Source organism: Kitasatospora sp. NPDC059817 (assembly GCF_042731835.1).
In the GTDB taxonomy this organism is placed as follows: domain Bacteria; phylum Actinomycetota; class Actinomycetes; order Streptomycetales; family Streptomycetaceae; genus Kitasatospora.
This window is the reverse complement of sequence record NZ_JBHWIR010000138.1, coordinates 1-20955: the sequence shown is the minus strand read 5'-3', so window position 1 is coordinate 20955 and position 20955 is coordinate 1. Positions and strand designations below refer to the sequence as shown.

The window sequence follows — 20955 nt, the reverse complement described above, 5'->3', positions numbered from 1 at the left end:
CGCCCACGCCCGGCCCTGTGAGTACCTGGCTGGCCACGAGGCGCTCGGCGTCGATCGCCGCATCGGGCGGGCGGACGCCCGGGGCGTGGACGCCGCCGTCCAGGAGCTGGGCGAGGCCGAGGGCCGCCGGCACGCCGGTGCTCTCGGCCATGTCGCCGAGCAGGGCCTCGGCGCCGGTGAGCCGGGCGAGGACGGTGACCGGCCGGCCCTCGCGGCCGCCTGTGGCGGCGGCGAAGAAGCCGGGGAGGCTGCCGGGGCCGGGGAAGCGGGCCGCCCGGGCAGCGGCCCGCAGGGTGCGGCGCAGCGTGGGGCGGTCGAGGTCGACGGCGGCGGTCTCGTTGCCGAGGCGCCCGGCGTCGAGGTCGTCCCGCAGGACGTCCAGGTAGGCGGCCGTCCTGGCGGTGACGACCATGAGGTTGGCGGCCGCGCCGCCGGGCCGCAGGCTGCGGTGCAGGGTGACCGGTTCGGGGTGGCCGACGGTGTACGCGGTGCCGCGGTGGCCGCCGGGCAGGTCGAGGGCGACCGGCCGCAGCGGGGGCCGCTGGACGATCCGGCCGCCGTCGACCACCGCGACCGTGCCGCTGATCTGCTGCATCCAGTGCACGGCGGCCGCCAGCGGGGCACCGTCCGGTCCGAGCAGGGAGGTGTCGTCGGGTTCGGCGCCCGCGTCGACGGGCCAGGCGGTGTAGACGTCGGTCAGGGTGTCGAGGCGGGCGGCGGCCCGGACGGCGAGGAGGTTGCTGACGCCGGGGCTGGCGCCCATGCCGATCACGGCGCGGACGCCGGCGGCGCGGGCCTCGCCGTCGAGTTCCAGCATCGCGATGGTGGGTTCCCAGTCGTCGCAGATGTCCAGGTAGTGGGTGCCGGTGCGGATCGCCGCGCGCAGCACGCCGAGGCCGAAGCGGTAGTACGGGCCGACGGTGTTGAGGACGGCGTCGGCTTCCGCGAGGGCGGCGTGCAGCTGCGCCCCGTCGGTGACGTCGACCTGGCGGGCCCGGACCGGCACCGGGCCGCCGGCGAGGGCGGCGGCGGTGCGGCGGGCGGCGTCCGGGTCGCGGTCGGCGATCACGAGTTCGTGGACGCCGGGCAGTCGGGCGGCGACCCGGGCGGCGACGCGGCCCATCGCTCCCGCTCCGCCGAGGGCGAGCACTCTCATCGTCGTTTCTCCTTTCGCCGGCTGCGTCCACCGGCTTTGCGGCTGGGCCGTCAGCGCTGCCCGAGCGAGGTCAGGAAGCCAGCGAGGTCAGGAAGCTGCGGTGCTCGTCGAGGTAGCCGGGGCTGAAGAGCGAGCGGGGTGCGGCGATCGCGAGGAGGGTGCTCTCCAGTTCCGAGTCCTCGACGGATTCGGGGACGATGTTGTGCGTGGCGTCCGGGTAGCGCTTGACCCGGAGCTGGCCGGGCGCGGTGAGGATCCTGCGGTAGCCGGCCTCGGTGTCGTCGCTGTCGACGTTGATGTCGCGCCCGCCGAGGAAGAGCAGGACCGGCACCCGGAGGGCGGCGAGGTCGTCGCTGGCGTCGGAGGTGTGGTTGCGGCGGTTGAAGTCCCAGCGCTGCGGGGTGAGGCCGTCGACGTCGCCGCCGCCGGCCCGGTACTGCTCGAAGGTCTGGCCGGCCCGGAGGGCGGCGAGGTTCCGGTCGCTGCGCGCGATGGCGGCCGCGGTCTCGGCCGGGGTGGCGTGCTTCTTCCTGAGTTCGGCGAGCAGGTTGTAGCGGCCCTGCTGGAGCCAGTTGAGGGCGGGGGCGACGGCGATCACGAACCTGACGTCCGGGGACTGCCGGGCGGCCTTGGGCATCACCCAGCCGGCCTGGCTGGCGCCCCAGAGGCCGATCCGGGCGGGGTCGATGCCGGGCTGCTTCTTTGCCCAGTCGATCGCGGCGACGGTCTCGTCGGCGCGGTCCTGGATGCTCTGGTCGAGCCAGTTGCCGGGGGCGCCGTCGACGCCGGGCTTGTCCCAGGAGAGGGAGGCGTAGCCGGCCTTGGCGATCGCCTCCCAGATCGGCCGGTAGAAGGTGTCGTGGGTGGCGTTGGTGGGGCCGTCCCCGTGGACGAAGACGACCAGGCCGGCGGGGGTGCGGCCGCCGGTCGGGCGGGCGAGGACGCCGTGCAGCGGCTGTTTGCCGCCGGTGATGGTGACGCGTTCCTCCTTGAGGTCGTACTCGTTCTGGTAGACCACCCAGCCGCCCGCGCCGAGCAGGAGCACCACCACGGACAGCAGTGATCCCCAGAGCAACCATCGCCTGCGCATCTTCACTCCACCAATCTATCGTTCTAAAAACGAACGTATCAGATGTGAACGTATTAGGATGGTCGCCATGGTGGAGATTCCGACCCGGGTGCTGGTCGAGGCGATGGTCCGTACGGACGGCACGGTCGACTGCGGCGACCTGTACACCGTGGCCGGCCTGCTCGGGATGACCGACCAGCAGGTCCGGCTGACAGTCAAGCGCCTCACCGGCGACGGGCGGTTCGTCCAGGAGGGGCGCGGCCGCCGGGCTCTGCTGCGGGCCACCGCCGAGACCCGGCGCTCGATCGACCCCGACGTCGAGTACGTGGCACTGATGTACGCCCAGGACCGCGGCCGGGCCCCCTGGGGCGGCGTCTGGCACCTCGCGGGATTCGCCGTCCCCGAGCACGCCCGGCCCGCCCGCGACGCGCTGCGCGAGGCGATCCTCCGACTCGGCGGCGCCCCGGTGCAGAACGGCCTCTACGTCTCGCCGCACCCCTGGGAGGAGGACGTCCTCGCCGAGGCCGCCGCCCTCGACGTGCGCGGCCACCTCACCCTCCTCACCAGCCGCGACCTGCGCACCGGCGAGACCGACGACCCCCGCGCGCTCGCCCGGCGCTGGTGGCCGCTGGACCAGGTCGCCGAGGGCCACCAGCGGCTCGCCGAGGTCGCGGCCGACCGCCTCGCCCGGCTGGAGAAGGGCCTCACCGGATCCGAACTGCTCACCGTCGCCCTGGAGTTGGCCGCCGCCTTCACCGAGGCGATGGAGCCCGACCCGCTGCTGCCGCCGGAACTCCTGCCACAGCCCTGGCCCGGCACCGCGGCCCGCGAACTCGTCGCCCGCTGCTGGGCGCTGCTGCTCGCCGACCCCGGGCCGGGCACGACCCGGCTGTTCGACGCCTACGCCGAGGTCGTCGCGGCCGTCACCGCGTAGCCGCCGGACCCGGCTCGGGCGCGGCCGCGCCAAAGGCTTCGGGCGCGACCGGCTCCGGCAGGGTGCGGAACAGCAGCCAGCTCAGCACCGGCATCAGCACCAGCGGCAGCAGGGCGGTGCGCAGCGAGGTCGCGTCGGCGAGGCCGCCGATCACCGGGCTCGCCAGGCCGCCGATGCTGACGGTCAGGCCCAGCGTGATCCCGCTGGCGGTGCCGATCCGCGAGGGCAGGTAGTCCTGCCCCAGCGTGACCTGCAACGAGAACGGCACGTACAGGCCCGCCGAGGTCAACGCCACGAAGACGTACAGCGCCGGGCCCGGCACCAGCACCACGCCCGCCACGGCCGCCGCCGCCACCAGGTACGACCAGCGCGCCACCGCGACCCGGCCCCAGCGGTCCGCCAGCGCGCCGCCCAGCACCGAACCCACCGCGCCGCCCGCGTACAGCACCACCAGCGCTGCGGTGCCCGCCGCCGTACCGCCGCCGACCCGCTGGGTGGCGAACAGCGTGAGGAAGGTGCTCAGGCCGGTGAAGGCGATCGAGCGGCACACCACGGCCAGCGACAGCCGCACGAACGAGGCCCGGTCGTCGGCCCCGGCCACCGGCGCCGAAGCCGCCCCGGCGGCCCGCCGGCGCTCCAGTTCGCGCAGCACCGGCAGGCACAGGACGGCGCCCGCGAGCGCCGGCAGCACCAGCAGCGGGGTCAGCCGCAGGCCGCCGCCCGAGACCACCACGGAGACCAGCAGCGGGGCCGCCGCGAAGCCCAGGTTGCCGCCCAGCGAGAACCAGGCCATCCCCCGGTGGCCGTCCCGCGCGGCCAGCCGGGCCACCCGGGCGGACTCCGGGTGGTACGCGGCCACCCCGACCCCGGACAGCGCCACGAAGACCAGCGTCAGCGGGTACGAGCCGCTCACCCCGCTGAGCGCGATGCCCACGCCGCCCACCAGCGTGCTGACCGGCAGCAGCCAGGGCAGCGGGCGGCGGTCGGTGATCGCGCCGAACAGCGGCTGCGCCACCGAGGAGAGCAGCGAGGCGGCGAGCACCACGCCCGAGACGGCGGCGTAGCCGTAGCCGCGCTCGGCCACGAAGAACGGGACCAGGGCGGCCACCGCGCCCTGGTAGACGTCCACGCAGGCGTGTCCGAGGGACAGCAGGGTGATCGAGGAGTCCCGTTTGCCGGGTGTGCTCTTCGGATTGTCAGGCGTGCTCGACGTACTGGATGTACTGGACGTAGGGGGCATAGCGATCGGCAGATTGTCCGGCGTTGTCTTCGGCATGCCGACATGCTCGGCGCAGCGACACCTGTCGGGCTTCCGATAATCTGCCAGGTGATGCCGAACATCCGCCATGACCCCGTCGCCCCGACCCGCGCCCAGCGGCTGGCCTCCGGCACCGGGATCGACGCCCACCGCCACGACGACCACCAGATCGCCTACGCGGCCAGCGGCGTGCTCGCCATCACCACCGACGCCGGCTCCTGGGTCGCCCCCGGCACCCGCGCCATCTGGGTCCCGGCCGGCACCGTGCACGCCCACCAGGCCCACGGCGAACTGGACCTCCACCTGGTCGGGCTGCCCGCCGCCGAGAACCCGCTCGGCCTGGACCGGCCGACCGTGCTCGCCGTCGGGCCGCTGCTGCGCGAACTGATCGTCGCCTACACCCGCACCCCCGAGGACGACAGCCCCGAGCGGGCCCGGCTGCGCGCCGTCCTGCTCGACCAGCTGCGCGCCTCCCCGCAGCAGCCGCTGCACCTGCCCGCCCCCGCCACGCCGCTGCTGCGCGCGGTCTGCGACCGGCTCCGGGCCGACCCGGCCGACCAGCACACCCTCGCCGAGCTGGGCCGGGCGGTCGGCGCCAGCGACCGCACGCTCTCCCGGCTCTTCCGCACCGACCTCGGCATGACCTTCCCCCAATGGCGCACCCAGCTGCGGCTGCACCACGCCCTGGTGCTGCTCGCCGAGGGCCTGCCCGTCACGGCGGTCGCGCACCGCTGCGGCTGGTCCTCCGCGAGCGCCTTCATCGACGTCTTCCGCCGCACCTTCGGCCACACCCCGGGCAGCCACCCCGCGTAGGCCCTGCCCGGAATTGTCCGCCGCTGGTGGCAGGGTGGGGGGCATGTGCGGTCGCTTCGTCTCCACCACCACGCCCCAGGACCTCGTCGCCCTGCTCGGGGAACTGCGCTGGGATCCGGCCGAGTCATTCGCGCCGAGCTGGAACGTGGCACCCACCGACCCGGTGCCCGCCGTCCTGGAACGCGTCGACCGGGAGAGCGGCGAGCTGCTGCGGCAGCTGCGCCCGCTGCGCTGGGGCCTGGTGCCGTCCTGGTCCAAGGACCCCTCCGGCGGCGCCCGCATGATCAACGCCCGCTCGGAGACCGTCCACCTCAAGCCCGCCTTCCGCAAGGCCTTCACCACCCGGCGCTGCGTCATCCCCGCCGACGGCTACTTCGAGTGGCGCGAGGTGCCCGCCGCCGCCGACCGGAAGAAGTACAAGCAGCCGTACTTCCTCAGCACCGGCTCGGTCATGCTGATGGCCGGCCTGTACGAGTTCTGGCGCGACCGCACCCGGCCCGAGGACGACCCGGCGGCCTGGCTCGCCACCGCCACCGTCATCACCACCGACGCCACCGACAGCGCCGGGCGCGTCCACGACCGGATGCCGCTCACCATCGCCCCCGCCGACCTGGCCGCCTGGCTCGCCCCCGACCTCACGGACTCCGACGAACTCCACCACCTACTGCGCCGCCCCGCCGACGGCGCCCTGCGGGTGCGGGCCGTCTCCCCCGCCGTCAACAGCGCCCGCTCCAACGGTCCGGAACTGCTCGCCCCCGCCCCGGACCCGCTGGGGCTGGCGGACTGACGGTGGGTCCGACCCATGTCCCATGCCCCGGCACCACCATCGCCTCCACCGGGACCATCACCCTCGACGCGGCCGCGCCTGCTCCGGAGCTCTGACCCGCCTGCCGGGGGCGGGTGACTGCCCACCACGGACAGTCAGCCTCCCGTGGTGTACTACGTGTTCACCGTTCAGGCACAAGTCCCCATCAGGAGCGAACCATTCGATGAGTGCCACCTGCCCCCAGTGCACCGCACCGGACCAGTCCGTCCTCATGGCGCACGCCCTGGCGGACACCACCGCGCCACTCGACGACTCGACGCGTGCGCTGCTGTACCCGCCGCCCGAGCCGCAGCCCGCCCCTGCCGAGCCGAGCACGGGGGCGATCGTGCTCTTCGTCCTCGCCGCGGTCTTCGGCCTGCTCGGGGTCCTCTCGCAGCTCCGCGACGACGAGGACCTGAGCGGCTACGACTCCGCCTACCAGCTCGGCTACCACGTAGGCCCGTTCATCCTGCCCGCCGTCCTGCTGGTCATCGGCCTGATCGTGTGGACCGTGTCGCGAAGCCGCCACAGGCGAGCGGTCGAACGAGGACTGCCCGAGCAGCGGGCGCTCTGGCAGCGGCATCTCCACGTGTGGCAGGCAGGGTGGCTGTGCCGGCGCTGCCAGGTCGCGTTCTTCCCTGATGCGTCGATCCGGCCCGACTTCCCGGCCTCGCCTGCGATTCCCGTGGAGCAGTTCCCGCTCTGGGTGATGACCGCCGCCGAACGGGCTTTCGCCGGGCAGGGCCAGGCCTGACGCCGGCGCCGGGGCGCACCGGCTCGGCCGTCGAAGCGTTCCTCGACACCCGCGACCGCGCCGCCGAGGGCCTGGCCCGCATCAACCTCGGTGTGGCCCTGGCCGCGGCGGGCCGCCCGTCCTGGTGGCGTGCCAGGTGGGGGCGGTGTGCATGATCATCCGGGTACGCTACCGTCCGGTACCGACAGTGGTGCGCCCGGCTCCGGGTGACCGGCGGAATCCGGTGACACGGCGCCCGCCCGCGACTACGGTGGGCGGGCGGAACCGTACGTGGGGGTGAGGGCGCCGAAGTGTTGATGTCCAGGACGACGCATGTCCGGCCCGAGGGCGGCCTGCCCGACCACGAGGCCTTCGACCAGCGCCGCCGCCCGGTCTCACCCGCCACCGCCGGGAACCCGCACGCCGAGCAGCGGGCGGCCGTGCTGCCGCCCGAGGCGGCGCGGGCCGCGCTGACCGTCGAGGCGAGCGCCCCCGCTCCCAACCTGCCGCCCCGCGCCGCGGACCGACTCGTGGGCCGCGACGGCGCGTTGCGGGCGATCGCCGAGGCGCTGTCGGACGGCGACGGCAGCGGGCTGGTCACCCAGGCCACCACGCTGCACGGCCTCGGCGGGGTCGGCAAGACCACCGTCGCGCTGCACTACGCCTACGCCGAGGCCACGCACTACCGGCTGATCTGGTGGATCACCGCCGAGTCCGAGGAGCAGCTCGCCGAGGCCTTCGCCGACCTCGCCGTCCACCTCCACCCCACCTGGGCCCTCACCGCCCCGCCCGGCCAGCAGGTCGAGTGGGCGCTCGCCTGGCTGCGCGCCCACGACCGCTGGCTGCTCGTCTACGACAACGCCGAGGACCCGGTCCATCTCACCCCCTATCTCGGCCGCCTGCTCGGCCGCGGCCACCAGTTGGTCACCAGCCGCCGCGCCGGCGGCTGGCACCCCGGCATCCGCCCGGTGCGGATCGACGTCCTCGACGCCCCCGAGGCCACCCGGCTGCTCTGCGGCGCCGCCTACCCCGGGGCGCGGGCCGAACAGGCCGAGGTGCTCGCCCTCGCCGACGAACTCGGCCATCTCCCGCTCGCCCTCGCCCAGGCCGGCGCCTACGTGCAGCAGACCGGCACGACCTTCGCCGCCTACCGCGAGCTGCTGCGCACCAGCAGCCCGGCCGGCCCTGACGCCGACTCCGGCTCCGACTCCGGTACCGGTACCGGGTCCGGCGCGGTGGCCACCGTCTCCCGGCTCTGGCACACCACCCTGCGCACCGTCCAGGCCACCACCCCGTTCGCCGTCGAGCTGCTGCGCACGCTCGCCTGGTACGCCCCCGAGGCGCTGCCGCGCGAAGCCCTGACGCCCTTCGGCGCGCGCCGCCCGGCCGAGGTCGACTCCGCGCTGCGGCTGCTCGCCGACTACAACCTGATCACCCTCGGCGACACCGTCACCGTGCACCGCCTGCTCCAGGGCGTGCTGCGCCGTTCCGACGGCGCCCGCCCGCTGCGCCGGCGCGCCGAACAGCAGCTCGCCGAGGCCGCCGCCCGGCTCTGGCCGACCGCCGGGCCCCGGCTGCGCCGGGCGCTGCTGCCGCACATCCGTGAGCTGGCCGCCGGCGGCCCGTCCGAGCAGCCCACCCCGCAGACCGTCGCGCTGTACCGGCTGGCCGCCGGCGAGCTGACCGACCGGGCCCAGCGGGTGTTCGCCATCCCGCTGGTCACCGCGGTGGCCGACGGCCAGACCCGCCTGCTGGGCGCCGACCACCCCGACACCCTGGCCACCCGGGGCCGGCTCGCCGAACTCCACGCCCGGGCCGGCGATCCGGCCCGGGCCGTCGCGCTCTGCCGGGCGGTGGTGGCCGACCGCACCCGCCTCCAGGGCCACGACCACCCGGCCACCCTCGCCGACCGCAGCACCCTCGCCCACGCCTACCGCAAGGCGGGTGAACACCGGTGCGCCGTCGAGGAGTTCCGCACGGTGGTGGCCGACCGGGCGCGGGTGCTCGGCGCCGACAGCCGGGAGACCCTCACCAGCCGCGCGGGCCTGGCCTACGCCCTCCAGGTGGCCGGTCAACACCAGGCGGCGGTGGCGGAGTTCGAGCGGCTGCTGGCCGACGCCGGCCGGGTCCTGGACGACCCCGACCACCCGGACATCCTGGCCCACCGCAACGGGCTCGCGTACGCCCAACTCACCGCCGGCCAGCATCGGTTGGCCATCACCCTGTACGAGCAGGCGGTGGCCGACCGGGCCCGGGTGCTCGGCGCCGACCACCCCGACACCCTGACCAGCCGCGACTGGCTCGCGGCCGCCCACGTCGTCGCGGGAGACCACCGGGCCGCGGTCGCCGGGTACGAGGCGCTGGTCGCCGACCACGTCCGGGTGCAGGGGCCGGACCATCCGCAGACCCTCTTCGCGCGCGGCATGCTGGCGGCCGCCCACTGCGAGGCCGGGCACCCGGCCCCGGCGGTCACCTGGTTCACCGATCTGGTCGGCGACTACACCCGCGTCCTCGGGCCCGACCACCCCCACACGCTGGACGCGCGCAGCGGTCTCGCCCACGCCCACCGCGAGGCGGGCCAACTCCGGACGGCGGTGGACGAACACCGGGCGCTGGTCCGCGACCGCGCCCGCGCCCAGGGGGCGGACCACCCCGACACCCTGGAGGAGCGCAGCAACCTCGCCTACGCGCTGCGCGTCGCGGGCCGGACCGACCATGAACTGGCCGAGTTCGAAGACCTGGTGGCCCACCGCGCCCGCATCCAGGGCCCGGACCACCCGGACACCCTGGACGAACGGTCCAACCTCACCCGCACCCTGCTGCTGGCCGGGCGCCCCCGCCCGGCGCTCGCCGAATGCCGACGGCTCCTCGCCGACCGCGAGCGGGTCCACGGCCCCGACCACCACGAGACCTTCGAGGCGCGGCTGAGCCTGGCCCGGGCCCTCGGCGACGCCGGCGACCACCGGCACGCGGCGGAGCTGTGCGACCGACTCGTCGCCGACCGGCTGCGGGTGCTCGGCGCCGACCACCCCGCCGTCCTCCACACCCGCGGCTGGCAGGCCTGGCTGCACGGCGCGGCGGAGCACCACCGGCAGGCCGTGGAACTGCGCACACGGCTGGTGGCCGACTACGACCGGGTCCACGGCCCCGACCACCCGCAGACCCTCAACGCCCGCACCGGCCTGGCCTACGCCCTCCAGTGCGCGGGGCGGATCCGGGAGGCGCTCGCCGAACGCGAACGGGTGCTGGCCGACCTGACCCTGACGCTCGGCGCCGGGCACCCCACCACCCTCAGCGCCCGCCTCCAGCTGGCGCGGACCCACGACGAGAGCGGCGACCACCCGCGCGCCGTGGAGCTGTACGCGGAACTGGTCGCCGACTGCGTCCTGCTGTACGGCGAGGAGCACCCCCGCACCCTCAGCGCCCGGTGGTGGCTCGCCTCCGCGCACGGGGACGCCGGGGAGCACCGGCGCGCGGCGGAACTGTACGAAGCGCTGGCGGCCGACCGCGCCCGGCTGCAGGGCCCCGACCACCCGGAGACGCTCAACACCCGCTGGTGGCACGCCGACAGCTGCCGGGAGGCGGGCGACCACCGGCAGGCCGTCACGCTGTCCGAAGCCCTGGTGGCCGACCACGCCCGCGTCCACGGACCGGAACACCCCGACACCCTGGGCGCCCGTCTGGCGCTGGCGCAGGCACTCACCGCCGCCGGCCGGCACCGCCGGGCGCTGGAGCTCCACCAGGAGCTCGTCGCGGACCGGGCCCGGCTCCAGGGCCCCGACCACCCGGACACCCTCAACGCCCGCTGGTGGCTGGCACACGACTGCCAGCAGGCCGGCGAGCACCGCCGCGCAGTGGAGCTGTACGACGCGCTGGCGGCCGACCGCAGCCGGATCCTCGGCGCCGACCACCCCCAGACCCTCACCGCCCGCTGGTGGCAGGCGAACGGCCACCAGCGGGCCGGCCACCACCGCCGCGCGGTGGAGCTGTTCGACGCACTGGTGGCCGACGACACCCGGATCCGCGGTGCCGACCACGCCGAGACCCTGGCCACGCGCGCCGGACTGGCCTGGGCCACCTCCGCCGCGAAGGACCACCGCCGCGCCATCGCCCGCTACGAGGCCCTGGCCGCCGACCGCACCCGGCTCCACGGCGCCGACCACCCGCTGGCCCTGGACGCCCGCGGCTCCCTGGCCTGGGCGCACGGCGAGGCGGGCGAGCACCGCCGCGCCGCAGAGCTGCACTCCGCGCTGGTGGCCGACCGCACCCGGCTCCAGGGCCCCGACCACCCCGAGACCCTCGACACCCGGCGCTCGCAGGCGGCGGGCCACCGCGAGGTCGGCGAACTCGACCGCGCCCTGGAGCTGTACGAGGCACTGGTCGCGGACCTGGCCCGGGTCCTGGGCGCCGACCACCCCACCACCCTGGACACCCGGCTCGGCCTGGCCCGGACCTGCCGCGACGCGGCCGAGCACGACCGCTCGGTGGACCTGTTCCGGGCCCTGGTCGCCGACTACGAACGGGTGCTCGGACCGGACCACCCCGACACCCTCGACGCGCGGCTCGGCCTCGCGCGGTCGGTGGTGGCGGCGGGCGACCACCCCGCCGCCGCCGAGCTGTACACGGCGCTGCTGGCCGACCAGGAGCGGGCGCAGGGCCCGGACCACCCGGACACGCTCACCACCCGGTGGTGGCAGGCCGCCGCCCACCGCGACGCGGACGACCAGCGCCGCGCGGCCGAGGCCTTCGGCGCCGTCGCCGCCGACCGGGCCCGGGTGCTCGGCGCCGACCACCCGGACACCCTCAACGCCCGCTGGTGGCAGGCCTCCTCGTACCGCGCGGGCTACGACCTCCAACGCGCGCTCGACCTGGCCGCGCCCCTGGTCGCCGACACCGAGCGGGTGCTCGGACCGGACCACCCCGACGCCCTCGGCGCCCGGTTCCTGCTGGCCTGGACGTACCGGTCGGGCGGCGACCACCGCCCCGCGACGGAACTCGACGAGGCGCTGCTGCGGGACCGGATCCGGCTCCAGGGCCCGGACCACCCCGGCACCCTCGCCTGTCGCGGCAGCCTCGCCCAGGACCGCCGACTCGCGGGCCTCCTGCACCAGGCCGAGGCCGAACGGGAGGCACTGGCCGCCGACCGTGCGCGCATCCACGGCCCCGACCACCCGGACACCCTCCACCAGCTCTCCCAACTCGCCGAGGCCGTCCTCGCCACCGGCGAACTCGACCGCGCCACAGCCCTGTTCACCGAGCTGATCGCCCACCGGAGCCGGGTCCAGGGCGCGGACCACCCGGACACCCTCGGCGAGCGCTCCAGCCTCGCCTCCACCCACGCCCGCGCCGGCCAGCAGCGGCAGGAGATCGTCGAACGGCTGATGCTGCTCGCCGACCACGAGCGCGTACACGGCCAGGACCACCCCGACGCCCTCACCGCGCGCGCCGACCTCGCCCACGCCCACCGCCGCCGCTGGGAGCACGACCGCGCCGACGCGCTCTACCGCGCCCTGCTGGCCGACCGCACCCGGATCCTCGGTGCCGAACACCCCGGCGCCCCCGACTCCCTCAACGCTCTCGACACCCTCGACGCTCTCGACGACCGGGACAGCATCGCGCTCAACCTCGTCGAGGCCGGCCGGTACGCGGAGGGCGCCGACTGCTACCGGGAGGTGCTGGCCGCCGTCGAATCGGCCCTCGGTCCGGAGCACCTCCTCGCCCACGCCGTGCGGTACGGCCTCGCCCAGGCCCTGGTGCTCGCCGGGGACCACGCCGGCGCGATCGCCGAACTTTCGCCCCTGACGCCGGACTGGACCCGACCCGCCGGCCCCGCCCTGCCCGGCCTCGTCCGGTCCGGGTGCGTCCTCGCCCTCGCCCGCCACCTCAACGGGGAGCACGACGCGGCGGTGCGCCTGGCCGCCACCCTCGCCGCCTGCGCGGACGACGCCCTCGGCAGCACCGACGACGCCACCCTCACCGCCCGCGAGGCCCACGCGCTGCTGCTGGCCTGCGGCCCGCGGCCGCTGCGCGCCGTCGTCCGGCTGGAGGAACTCGCCGAGGAGTGCGCCGCGAGCCACGGCCCCCGCAACTCCCTCACCCTGAGCATCCGCCAGAGCCTCGCCCACGCGCGGCTGCGGGCCGGCGACGCCGTCGGGGCGGTGCGGGTGTACGAAGGCATCGTCGCCGACCGGATCCCGGCCGGGGCACTGCTGACCGGGCACCGGCAGGCCGACGGCGTCGCCGTCAGCCTCGGCGCCCTGCGCCCCGGGCTGCTCCCGGTGTTCCCCACGCTGGCCGTCGGCCTGGCCGCCGCGCTCGCCGCGAGCGGGCGCCGGGACGCCGCCCAGGGCCTGCTGGCGGCCGTCCACACCGCGCGCCGGACCCTGATGGGCCCCGGCCATCCGCTGGCGGTGGAGAGCCGGACGGCCCTGGCCCGACTCGACGGCGGCGCAGCCGAGTCGCCGGCCCGACTCGACGGCGGCGGGCCGCAGTCGCTGCCGGCCGCACCCGTCCGCGCGGAGCTCGGCCCGGAACCGTCCGAGCCGGCCGCGCTGATCCGGCGCTCGCGCGGGTCGCGGCACCGCCCCCCGGCGCCCGCGCCGGCCAGGACGGCCTGGCGGCCCCGGCTCACCCTGCTCGACGAGCCGGCGGTGGGGGCCGCCGTGCACCTGGAACTGCGGCTGGAACCCGAGGTGCCGCAGAGCGACCCCGGCGAGCTGCCGGGCCTGCGCCTGGTGGCCGTCGCCGCCTCGGACGCCGTGCTCGATCCGCCCGTCGCCGACTACAGCCCCGCCGGGGAGCCCGTCCGCTTCGCGCTGACCCCGTCCGTGCCGGGGCCGCACACCGTCCGGATCACCGTCTACGACCGGGGGCACGGCGCCGTGCTCCAGGACCTGTGCGCCGTCGTCGAGGTCCCGCCCGTCGCGCAAGCCGCCACCGTCGCCGCCCAAGCCGTCACCTCTCAAGCCATCACCGTCGCCGACACCGCCCAGGACGAGGAGTAATCGCGTGGCCCGGGACCTCCTCGTCGAGATCCGCCAGAACCCCTCCGCCGACTTCACCCGGCTCCCCCGGCAGCAGGCGCCGGACGCCCCGCAGGCCAAGGAGCCGGCCCCGCTGGACCTCGTGGTCTCGCTGCGCCGCCACCGCGACGACCTGTTCGTCTCCGCCTTCCGGCCCGGCGAGCGCACGCCCTGGTCCCGCCCCCACCGCGCGGAGCTGAAGGTGTCCGCCCCCGCCCTGCTCGCCCGGGCCTCCCGGCTGCGGACCGTCTGGCGCGACCGCCTGGTCCAGTACGACCCGGAGCCGATCGGCGGCTACCCCTTCGCCCAGGCCGTCGACTTCAACCGGCTGGCCGGCGTCGCCGAGCGGCAGGTCGCCGAACTGGCCGAGGAGGGACGGTACTTCCTGGAGGTGATGCTCGACGGGCCGGAGCGCGAGCTCACCGTCTTCCGCGAGTACCTCACCCGGACGCTCACCGAGCACGGCTCGCTGCGGATCAGCTTCGACTCCGACCTCCACCTGCCCTGGCCGATGCTCGCCGTCGACGGCGGCCACGCCGACCCGTGGGCGGACTTCCTCGGCCACCGCCACCAGGTCGAGCAGACCGGCGCCGGCTACCCGCCGATCCAGCCGCCGTACCCGGCCCGCACCAGGCCCGTCACCAGCCTCAACACCGACGACCAGCTCACCGACGTCGGCCGGGCCCCCGAGGTCCGCAAGCTGCTGGAGGACCGCTCCCAGCTGACCGTGCGCACCGAGTCCGAGCCGCTGCTCAAGGCGCTGTCCTCCGCCGTGCTGGACGAGGACGTCATGTACTTCTGGTGCCACGGCCAGTTCGTCGCCGGCGACTCCCCGTACGAGCAGCTCGCCGTCCGGCTCTCCGACGACCGCCAGATCGACGCCGACCTGGTGCGCCGCCACCGCCGCCGGCACGCCGAGGCGCCGGACGCCATGTTCCGGCCGTTCGTGCTGCTGAACGCCTGCCACACCGGGCAGTCCACGGCCGCCGAACTGGAGCACCTCGGCCGGGCGCTGGTCGACCTCGGCGCCAACGGCGTGCTCGGCCCGCAGATCGAGATCCCGCAGGTCTTCGCCGCCGAGTACGCCTTCGCCTTCCTCGACCTCTACCTGACCGGGGAGTTCACGGCGGGCGAGATCACCCAGCAGCTGGTCCGGCGGTTCGCCCGCGAGTACCGCAACCCGCTGGCGCTCACCTACTCCCTGCACTGCGGCCTCGACAGCATCCTGGAGCTGACCCCGTGACGGCGCCCACGCCCATCGCCATCGCCACCGCCACCGTCGACCTGGACGAGGAGGGCCGGCTGCTCGTCCCCGGCACCCGCACGCCGGTGCCCGAGGCCCGGATCGCCCAACACCTCGCCCGGCACCTGCGCATCCCCCCGCGGGCGACCGACGTCTACGTCTACGTCCACGGCTGGCAGACCAGCCCCGCCGCCGCCGACCGCTCGGCCGCCGCCCTGCTCACCGAGGCCGCCGCCCTGCACCGGTCCGCGCCGACCGCCTACCCCGGGCTGACCAGGGGGTTCCGCCCGTGGTGCGTGGTGGTGCGCTGGCCGTCCTCCAGCCTGCCGTCACCGGCCGGCTACCGCCGGATCCGGGCCCGGGCGCACGCCATGAGCGCCCAGGGGCAGGCCGGGCGCGTCCTGGGCCACCTGCTCGGCTACCTGGACGCCGACCGCGGCGACCCGGCCTCGCCCCGCGTCCTGGCCAACCGCAACGGCCAGTACCTGCACCTGGTCGGCCACTCCTTCGGCGGCCGCTTCCTCTGCGAGGCCGTCCAGTACGCGGCCGACCGGCCCGCCGGGCCGCCGGTGCTGGGCTGGAGCCGGCCGGGCGACCCCACCCGGCCGTTCACCGTCGACAGCGCGCTGGTCTTCCAGATGGCCGCGCCCCGCGACGCCTTCACCCACCTCTTCCCCCGGCTGTTCCTCGGCCCCGGCCGCCCCGGCGCCCCGCTGCGCGGCCCGCTGGTGCTCACCCACTCCCGCTGGGACCGCGCCACCGGCTTCTGGCACCTGCGCGCCGAGGGCCGCCCGGGCATCGGCCACTCCGGCACCGGCGTCGCCCCCGTCCCCCAGTTCAGCACCCGGCTGCGCCCCACCGCCTCCCCGTACCCGCGCACCGAGTTGGACCACCCGATCGTCAACATCGACGCCGCCCGGGTCTACCGCGGCGGCCTGGCCACCCGCCTCAACCCGGCGGGCGCCCACTCCGACTTCCACCACCCCGAATCCGCCCACCTGCTGCTCAGCCTCGCCGCCCACTCACGCTGACCGCCCGGGCCCCCGGCCCGGGGCGGGCCCGGCAACTCCCGCCGGGCGCCCGAGGCCGCGCGTTGATCCGACGCGAGGTGTCAGACCCGCCCCAGCGGCAGGAGGTACTGCACGGGCTCGTCCAGGTCGTCCAGGCCGAGGAGTTCGTGGGCGAGGTCGTCGTGGACCCCGCCGAGGGGAATCGTGCCGAGGCCGAAGGCCGTGGCGGCGAGCAGCAGGTTCTGGGTCAGGTGGCCGGCCTCCAGCAGGCCCAGGCGCAGCGCCCGCAGGCCGTAGCGGCTGCGCAGCAGGGCGAGGTCGACGTAGACCGCGAGGACCGCGGGGGCCTCGTCGATGCCGACGGCGTCCGGATCCGCGGCCGGGCGGGAGAGGTAGGAGGAGAGGGCCTTGAGGTCGTCGAGGGCGGGGGCCGGGCCGATCGGGCGCAGCGCGCGGCGCTCCGGCAGGCACTGGTAGGTGCCGGCGGGCAGGCCGTCCACGGCGAGGGCGAGCAGGCGCAGACGGACGCTGTACAGCGCGCCCGCGCTCGGGTACGGGCGGTGGGCGGGGTCGGTGCCGTCGGCGATCGGCCGGCGCAGTTCCGGGCCCGGTGCGCACGCGGACCAGAGCACCCCGCCGAGGGTGGCGGCAGTGAGCGGGCCGGTCAGCGGGCCGCGGGCGGAGCGACGGGTGCCCAGGACCTCGGCGAGGGTGAGCTCCGGCAGGGGCTCGGCGGGCAGCCGGACGTCGTCGGGCTGTTCCTGCGGGGCCGGGCGGGGCGCCAGGTCGCGCAGCGCGGTGTCCTCGCTGCGGCCGATCTGGAACTTGCTGCGCTCCAGGTACTGGTAGTCGGGGGCGTGCCGGTCGGCGGGGAAGAAGGCGAACGGCCGGTCGGTCTCCAGCAGCGTGCGGGCGGCGAGCCGGCAGACCGCGCGCTCCTCGTCGGGACCGACGCCGAGGCGGTTGAACAGCATGTGCAGCTGGGAGGCCCAGGCCCAGGACAGCCGCTCGGCGGCCTCGGGCGGCGAGGCAGCGCGCATCCGGTCGGCCGCGGCCGCCACCTGCCCGGACCAGTCGGTCAGCCAAGGTGCGGCGGCGCCGGTGTCGAGTGCCTCGCGCAAGGCCCGGGCACGCCGGGCCAGCGCGTCCCGCTGCCGGGCGAACACCGTGTTGACCCTGGTGTGGACGGCCGCGCCGGGCAGCGGCCGGTACTCGGTGACCCAGCGCCAGGAGGCGGCGTGGCGGCGCAGCCAGCGGGCGGCGGAGAGGTCGTCGAGGCCGAGCGCGTGGGCGGTGGTGTGGGCGAGGTCGAGGGCGAGCGGCAGGCGGGCGGCGGTTGCGGAGGCGGCCCGCAGGGCACGGACGGCCGTGCGGGAGGAGTGGCCGAAGAGGTCCTCGGCGATCGGCAGCAGGGCCGGGCCTCCGTAGCGTTCGGTCTCGGGCCGGTAGGGCACCGCCGTCACCTCGCCGTGGCGGGGCGCCCAGGGGCTGGCGGGCGGGGTGCGGCGGGCGGCGAGGCGGGCGAGGTCGGCGGCGAGTCCTTCGGCCTGCTCCGGCGCGCCCGGGCCGTGGAAGCGGATCCGCAGGTGGGGGCCGCCCTCGCCGTAGCGGATGAAGAACCAGTCGGCGTCCGGGTCCGTCGTCAGCCCGTCCATCAGCGGGGCGAGGTCGTCGGTGACGAAGGCGTCGGCGTCCCGGGCGGTCAGGGGAAGCGCGAGGTGCAGGCTCTGCCAGTGGGTGGTCGGCCGGTGGTGGGTGGTCATCGGGTCCTCGGGGAGGGGGTCGGGGCCGTCACGGGAACGGGTGCGGGTGGAGGGCCAGGTCGTCGTGGTGCAGCGGGCGGGGGCTGCGGCCGAGCCGGTGCGGGACGGCCAGCAGCCGGGGCAGGCCGCGGGTGCGGCGGTTGACGTGCCCGAAGGTCATCGGGAGGGTCCCGGGGATGACGACCTTGGCGCAGTGCAGGCCGAGCCGTTCGCGGACCCCGGGCTCGTCCTGGGTGACCACCACGACGTCGAGGCCCTCCTCGGCGAGCCGGGCCACCGTCCGCTCCAGCAGCAGGGTCAGGTCGGTGACCGGCTCGGGGGCGCCGGGCCAGCGTTCGGGCCAGGGCACCGGGGGCGGGCCGGCGAAGAGGAAGTCCAGGCGGGGCTGCGCCTCGGGCAGGGTGTTGAGGCCGACGTGGTCCTCCAGGCCGACCACCAGCTCGGGGCGTTCCAGCATCGGCCGCAGCCGGTTCGGGTCGCGCGGCCCGCCCGGGGTGGCCGGGCGGTGCGCCGCCTCCTGCACGTTGGTGACCACTTCGGCGACGGCCGAGCGGATCGCCGCCCGCGGGTCGTGGTGGGCGCCGGCCGCCAGGAAGGTGCGCGGGGCGTCCGGGTGGCTCCCCCGGTAGCGGCAGAGGGCGATCACGGCGGGAACGCCGAGGTCGTTGGTGGCGTCGAGCAGGGTGAGCCGGTAGCCGAGCAGGCGCGCGCGGTCGGCGAGGTCGGCGACGGCCGGGTCCTCGACGGGGACGGCGACGCCGGGCAGCGGGGTCCGCGCGTACCAGGCCATCAGGAAGGCGTCCCGCTCGGCGACCTCGAACAGCCCGTAGAGGGCGGCCTCCTGGGGGCTGTTGCCGAGCCCGCAGCCGTTCGAGGACTCGTAGACCACCCTGGGGCGGTCCCGGTCCGGGAGCTCCCAGTAGGCGACGTGCTCCGGCACGGCGAGCGGGCGCGCGTGGGTGAGGGACCAGCCGTGGACCCAGTCCAGCACGAGGTCGGGGGTGTACGGGACGGTGGCCCGGTTCGGGTGCCCGTGGTGCGCGGGATCGGGCAGCCCCAGCCGGACGGGGTCGAGGACGGCCTCGGGCCCCAGGTCGCGCGCGAGGTCGCCGTAGGAGCCCCGCAGGACGGTCCTGCGGCCGAGCGGCCGCATGCCCGCGAAGCGCTCGACGCTCTCGAACAGCGCCACCCGCTCGCTGGACCGGAAGTCCACGGCCCGCCCGTAGCCGCCGTCGTCGAGCAGCCGGCCGTCGGTGACCCAGGCGGTGGTGAGGGCGAACGCCGAGTCCTCGGTGCGGAACAGGCGCCGGACCGGGCCGAAACGCTCGTCGTACAGCTCGGCGCGCAGCCGGTCGTTGGCCCTGGGGCCGGTGCCCGTCAGGTCGTTCGCGCCGCGCAGCACGGCCGGATCGGGCAGCGGGCGGGGTGTCAGGGGCAGCCGGGCGGCGGCGGGCGAGTCGGCGGGCAGCGGGCGGCAGACCGGGCAGCCGCCGACGGGGCGGACCAGGTGGGTGGACCAGGTGGCGCGGTCGCCGTGGACGAGGTGGACGGTGGCGTGCGGCCCGGACTCTGCCCGGTCGGCGGCGAGGTCGGCGGCGAGCGCGGCGACCGCCTCGGTGAAGGCCGGGGTGCCGGTGCCCGCGAGCGCCAGTGCGGGGCTGTGCCAGGGCACCCGGCCGCCCGCGGTGGCCAGGCGCTGGTACTCGGTGCAGCTCAGACAGGCCGACGCCCCTGGCTCCAGGACCGGCCCGACGACCGTCAGCGCGCCGTCCTCCCGTACCGGCACCAGTCGCACCGGGTGCTCCAGCGCGTGGCGGCTGAGTCGGGCGGCCAGGTCGAGGGTCCAGCTGGTGAGGTGGACGACGGCGGTGCCGCTCGTGGTCGCCAGCGCCCGCTCGGGGTCGAGGACCGGCAGGTCGGTGGCGGTGGTCATGGGTGGCCTCCGGTGGTCACGAGAACCGTGAAGCCGCAGCCGTCCAGGGCGTTCGCCAGGGGGCGGGCGGCGGCGGTGGCAGGCTGCCAGGGGTCGGCGCGCAGCCCGGTCAGGCGGCCCAGGGAGTCCCGCAACGCCGGCTCCCGGCCCGCGAGTTCGGCGATCCAGCGGTCCGTCCAGCCCTCGTCCGTCCAGCCCGGGTCCGTCCAGCCTGGCTCCGGGCGGCCTGGGTCCGGGCGGCCTGGGTCCGGGCGGCCGGGCGGCTGCCGCCGGGCGGCGAGCGGGGCGGCGGCGCCGGTGAAGATGGTGTGGTGGGCGGCGGACAGGCCGTGGCCGGCGGCCATGAGGCGGGTCAGGGCGGACAGGGCGGCGACGGCGACCGCGTCGGCGGGGGTGGCCTCGACGGCCCGGCCGAGGACGGTACCGGCGGTGGCCACGACGGCCAGGAAGGCCTGCTCGTCGGCCAGTTGGCCGAGTTCCAGCTCGGGAGCGTGGCCGAGGCGCCGGGCCAGCGCCGCCCACCAGTGCGCCGCCTGGGGGTGCTCCCGCCAGGCAGCCCACGCGAGGGGGCGGCCCTCGGACGGACGGGCTTGGGCCGCGCGACGCAGGGCCCGGCCGAGTGCGTGGTCCGGGTCGGCGCCCACGACCGGGGCGGTCGGGTCGAGTGCGGCCAGCCGGAGTTCGGCGGCCCGGCAGGCGGCGGCCAGCCGGGCCAGGTCCGTCCGGGCCGCACCGGCCACCAGGGTTCCGGCGGGTGTGCGGCAGGAGACCAGGGCCGCCGGCAGTTGCGGCAGGCCACCGGGCGAGGGCGCGTCGAGTACGCCGAGGCGCGGATCGCCGAGTGCGGTGACCCTGCGCAGGGCCTCGGCCAGTCCGTCGGGCGGCCCGGCGGTACGGCCCGGGCCCGCCGCCCACGGGTGGTAGTCGGCGCGCGGCGGGCGGGCCTCGGCCACCAGCACCGCCGGGCGGCCGACGAGCAGCCGCGGATCGCCGTCCGGATCGCCCGGGTCCGGCAGGCCGGCGACCGCGCAGAGCAGCCGCTGCGCCGTCGCGGCGGCGAGCAGGGCGGGGAGCGTCGCGGGTGGTGGACCCGCACCCGCCGGCGTGGCGTCCGCCCGCAGGCGGGCCGAGACGGCGGCGGCGGTCTCGTATAAACAAATCCGAGCCCCCGAGACCCCCTGGTATCGCGGTTGGGGGGGTGTGGGTGTGTGAGTGG

12 protein-coding genes and 1 pseudogene are annotated in these 20955 nt (G+C 76.4%); 7 read left to right on the top strand and 6 right to left on the bottom strand.

The features are described 5' to 3' along the window. A partial coding sequence (locus tag ACFV61_RS25635) for a saccharopine dehydrogenase family protein (protein WP_380494081.1) occupies positions 1–1156 on the bottom strand: 1156 nt, incomplete at its 3' end. 70 nt (positions 1157–1226) lie between these two features. Beyond that, the gene (locus tag ACFV61_RS25630; protein WP_380494079.1) at positions 1227–2246 is read right to left on the bottom strand and encodes an alpha/beta hydrolase family protein; all 1020 of its coding nucleotides are present in this window, start codon (positions 2244–2246) and stop codon (positions 1227–1229) included. A 67-nt stretch (positions 2247–2313) separates the two neighbouring features. Here ACFV61_RS25630 and ACFV61_RS25625 point away from each other — a divergent pair, with 67 nt between their 5' ends. After that, a complete protein-coding gene (locus ACFV61_RS25625) occupies positions 2314–3159 on the top strand; it encodes a PaaX family transcriptional regulator C-terminal domain-containing protein (protein WP_380494077.1) in 846 nt (281 codons plus the stop codon). Here the strand turns inward: ACFV61_RS25625 and ACFV61_RS25620 are convergent. After that, on the bottom strand, positions 3149–4435 hold the full coding sequence (locus tag ACFV61_RS25620) for an MFS transporter (protein WP_380494075.1): 1287 nt from the start codon (positions 4433–4435) through the stop codon (positions 3149–3151). The genes ACFV61_RS25625 and ACFV61_RS25620 overlap by 11 nt on opposite strands. A 54-nt stretch (positions 4436–4489) precedes the next feature. Here ACFV61_RS25620 and ACFV61_RS25615 point away from each other — a divergent pair, with 54 nt between their 5' ends. The 6 genes from ACFV61_RS25615 to ACFV61_RS25590 all read left to right on the top strand — a co-directional run bounded on the left by ACFV61_RS25615 (position 4490) and on the right by ACFV61_RS25590 (position 16064). Next, the gene (locus ACFV61_RS25615) at positions 4490–5230 is read left to right on the top strand and encodes an AraC family transcriptional regulator (protein ID WP_380494083.1); all 741 of its coding nucleotides are present in this window, start codon (positions 4490–4492) and stop codon (positions 5228–5230) included. 43 nt (positions 5231–5273) lie between these two features. Beyond that, positions 5274–6017, top strand: a complete 744-nt coding sequence (locus tag ACFV61_RS25610) for an SOS response-associated peptidase (RefSeq protein WP_380373653.1) — start codon at positions 5274–5276, stop codon at positions 6015–6017. A gap of 202 nt (positions 6018–6219) precedes the next feature. Then, positions 6220–6789 (top strand): hypothetical protein, encoded by a 570-nt coding sequence (locus ACFV61_RS25605; RefSeq protein ID WP_380494073.1) that lies wholly within the window; start codon positions 6220–6222, stop codon positions 6787–6789. A 296-nt stretch (positions 6790–7085) separates the two neighbouring features. Beyond that, a complete protein-coding gene (locus ACFV61_RS25600; protein ID WP_380494072.1) occupies positions 7086–13772 on the top strand; it encodes a tetratricopeptide repeat protein in 6687 nt (2228 codons plus the stop codon). A gap of 4 nt (positions 13773–13776) precedes the next feature. Next, on the top strand, positions 13777–15033 hold the full coding sequence (locus tag ACFV61_RS25595; RefSeq protein ID WP_063345885.1) for a CHAT domain-containing protein: 1257 nt from the start codon (positions 13777–13779) through the stop codon (positions 15031–15033). Beyond that, entirely contained in the window at positions 15030–16064 is a 1035-nt protein-coding gene (locus ACFV61_RS25590) for a hypothetical protein (protein ID WP_380494071.1), read from the top strand. The genes ACFV61_RS25595 and ACFV61_RS25590 overlap by 4 nt, the downstream gene beginning before the upstream one ends. Positions 16065–16144: 80 nt before the next feature. Here the strand turns inward: ACFV61_RS25590 and ACFV61_RS25585 are convergent, their stop codons facing one another. From ACFV61_RS25585 to ACFV61_RS25575, 3 genes and pseudogenes are all read right to left on the bottom strand, one after another. Next, complete coding sequence (locus ACFV61_RS25585; protein WP_380494069.1) at positions 16145–17806, bottom strand: thiopeptide-type bacteriocin biosynthesis protein; 1662 nt, start codon at positions 17804–17806, stop codon at positions 16145–16147. Positions 17807–17834: 28 nt separating this feature from the next. Continuing rightward, entirely contained in the window at positions 17835–19739 is a 1905-nt protein-coding gene (locus ACFV61_RS25580; protein WP_380494067.1) for a TOMM precursor leader peptide-binding protein, read from the bottom strand. Beyond that, positions 19736–20955, bottom strand: a pseudogene (locus ACFV61_RS25575) (hypothetical protein); the annotation flags it as partial. The pseudogene ACFV61_RS25575 and the gene ACFV61_RS25580, both read right to left, overlap by 4 nt.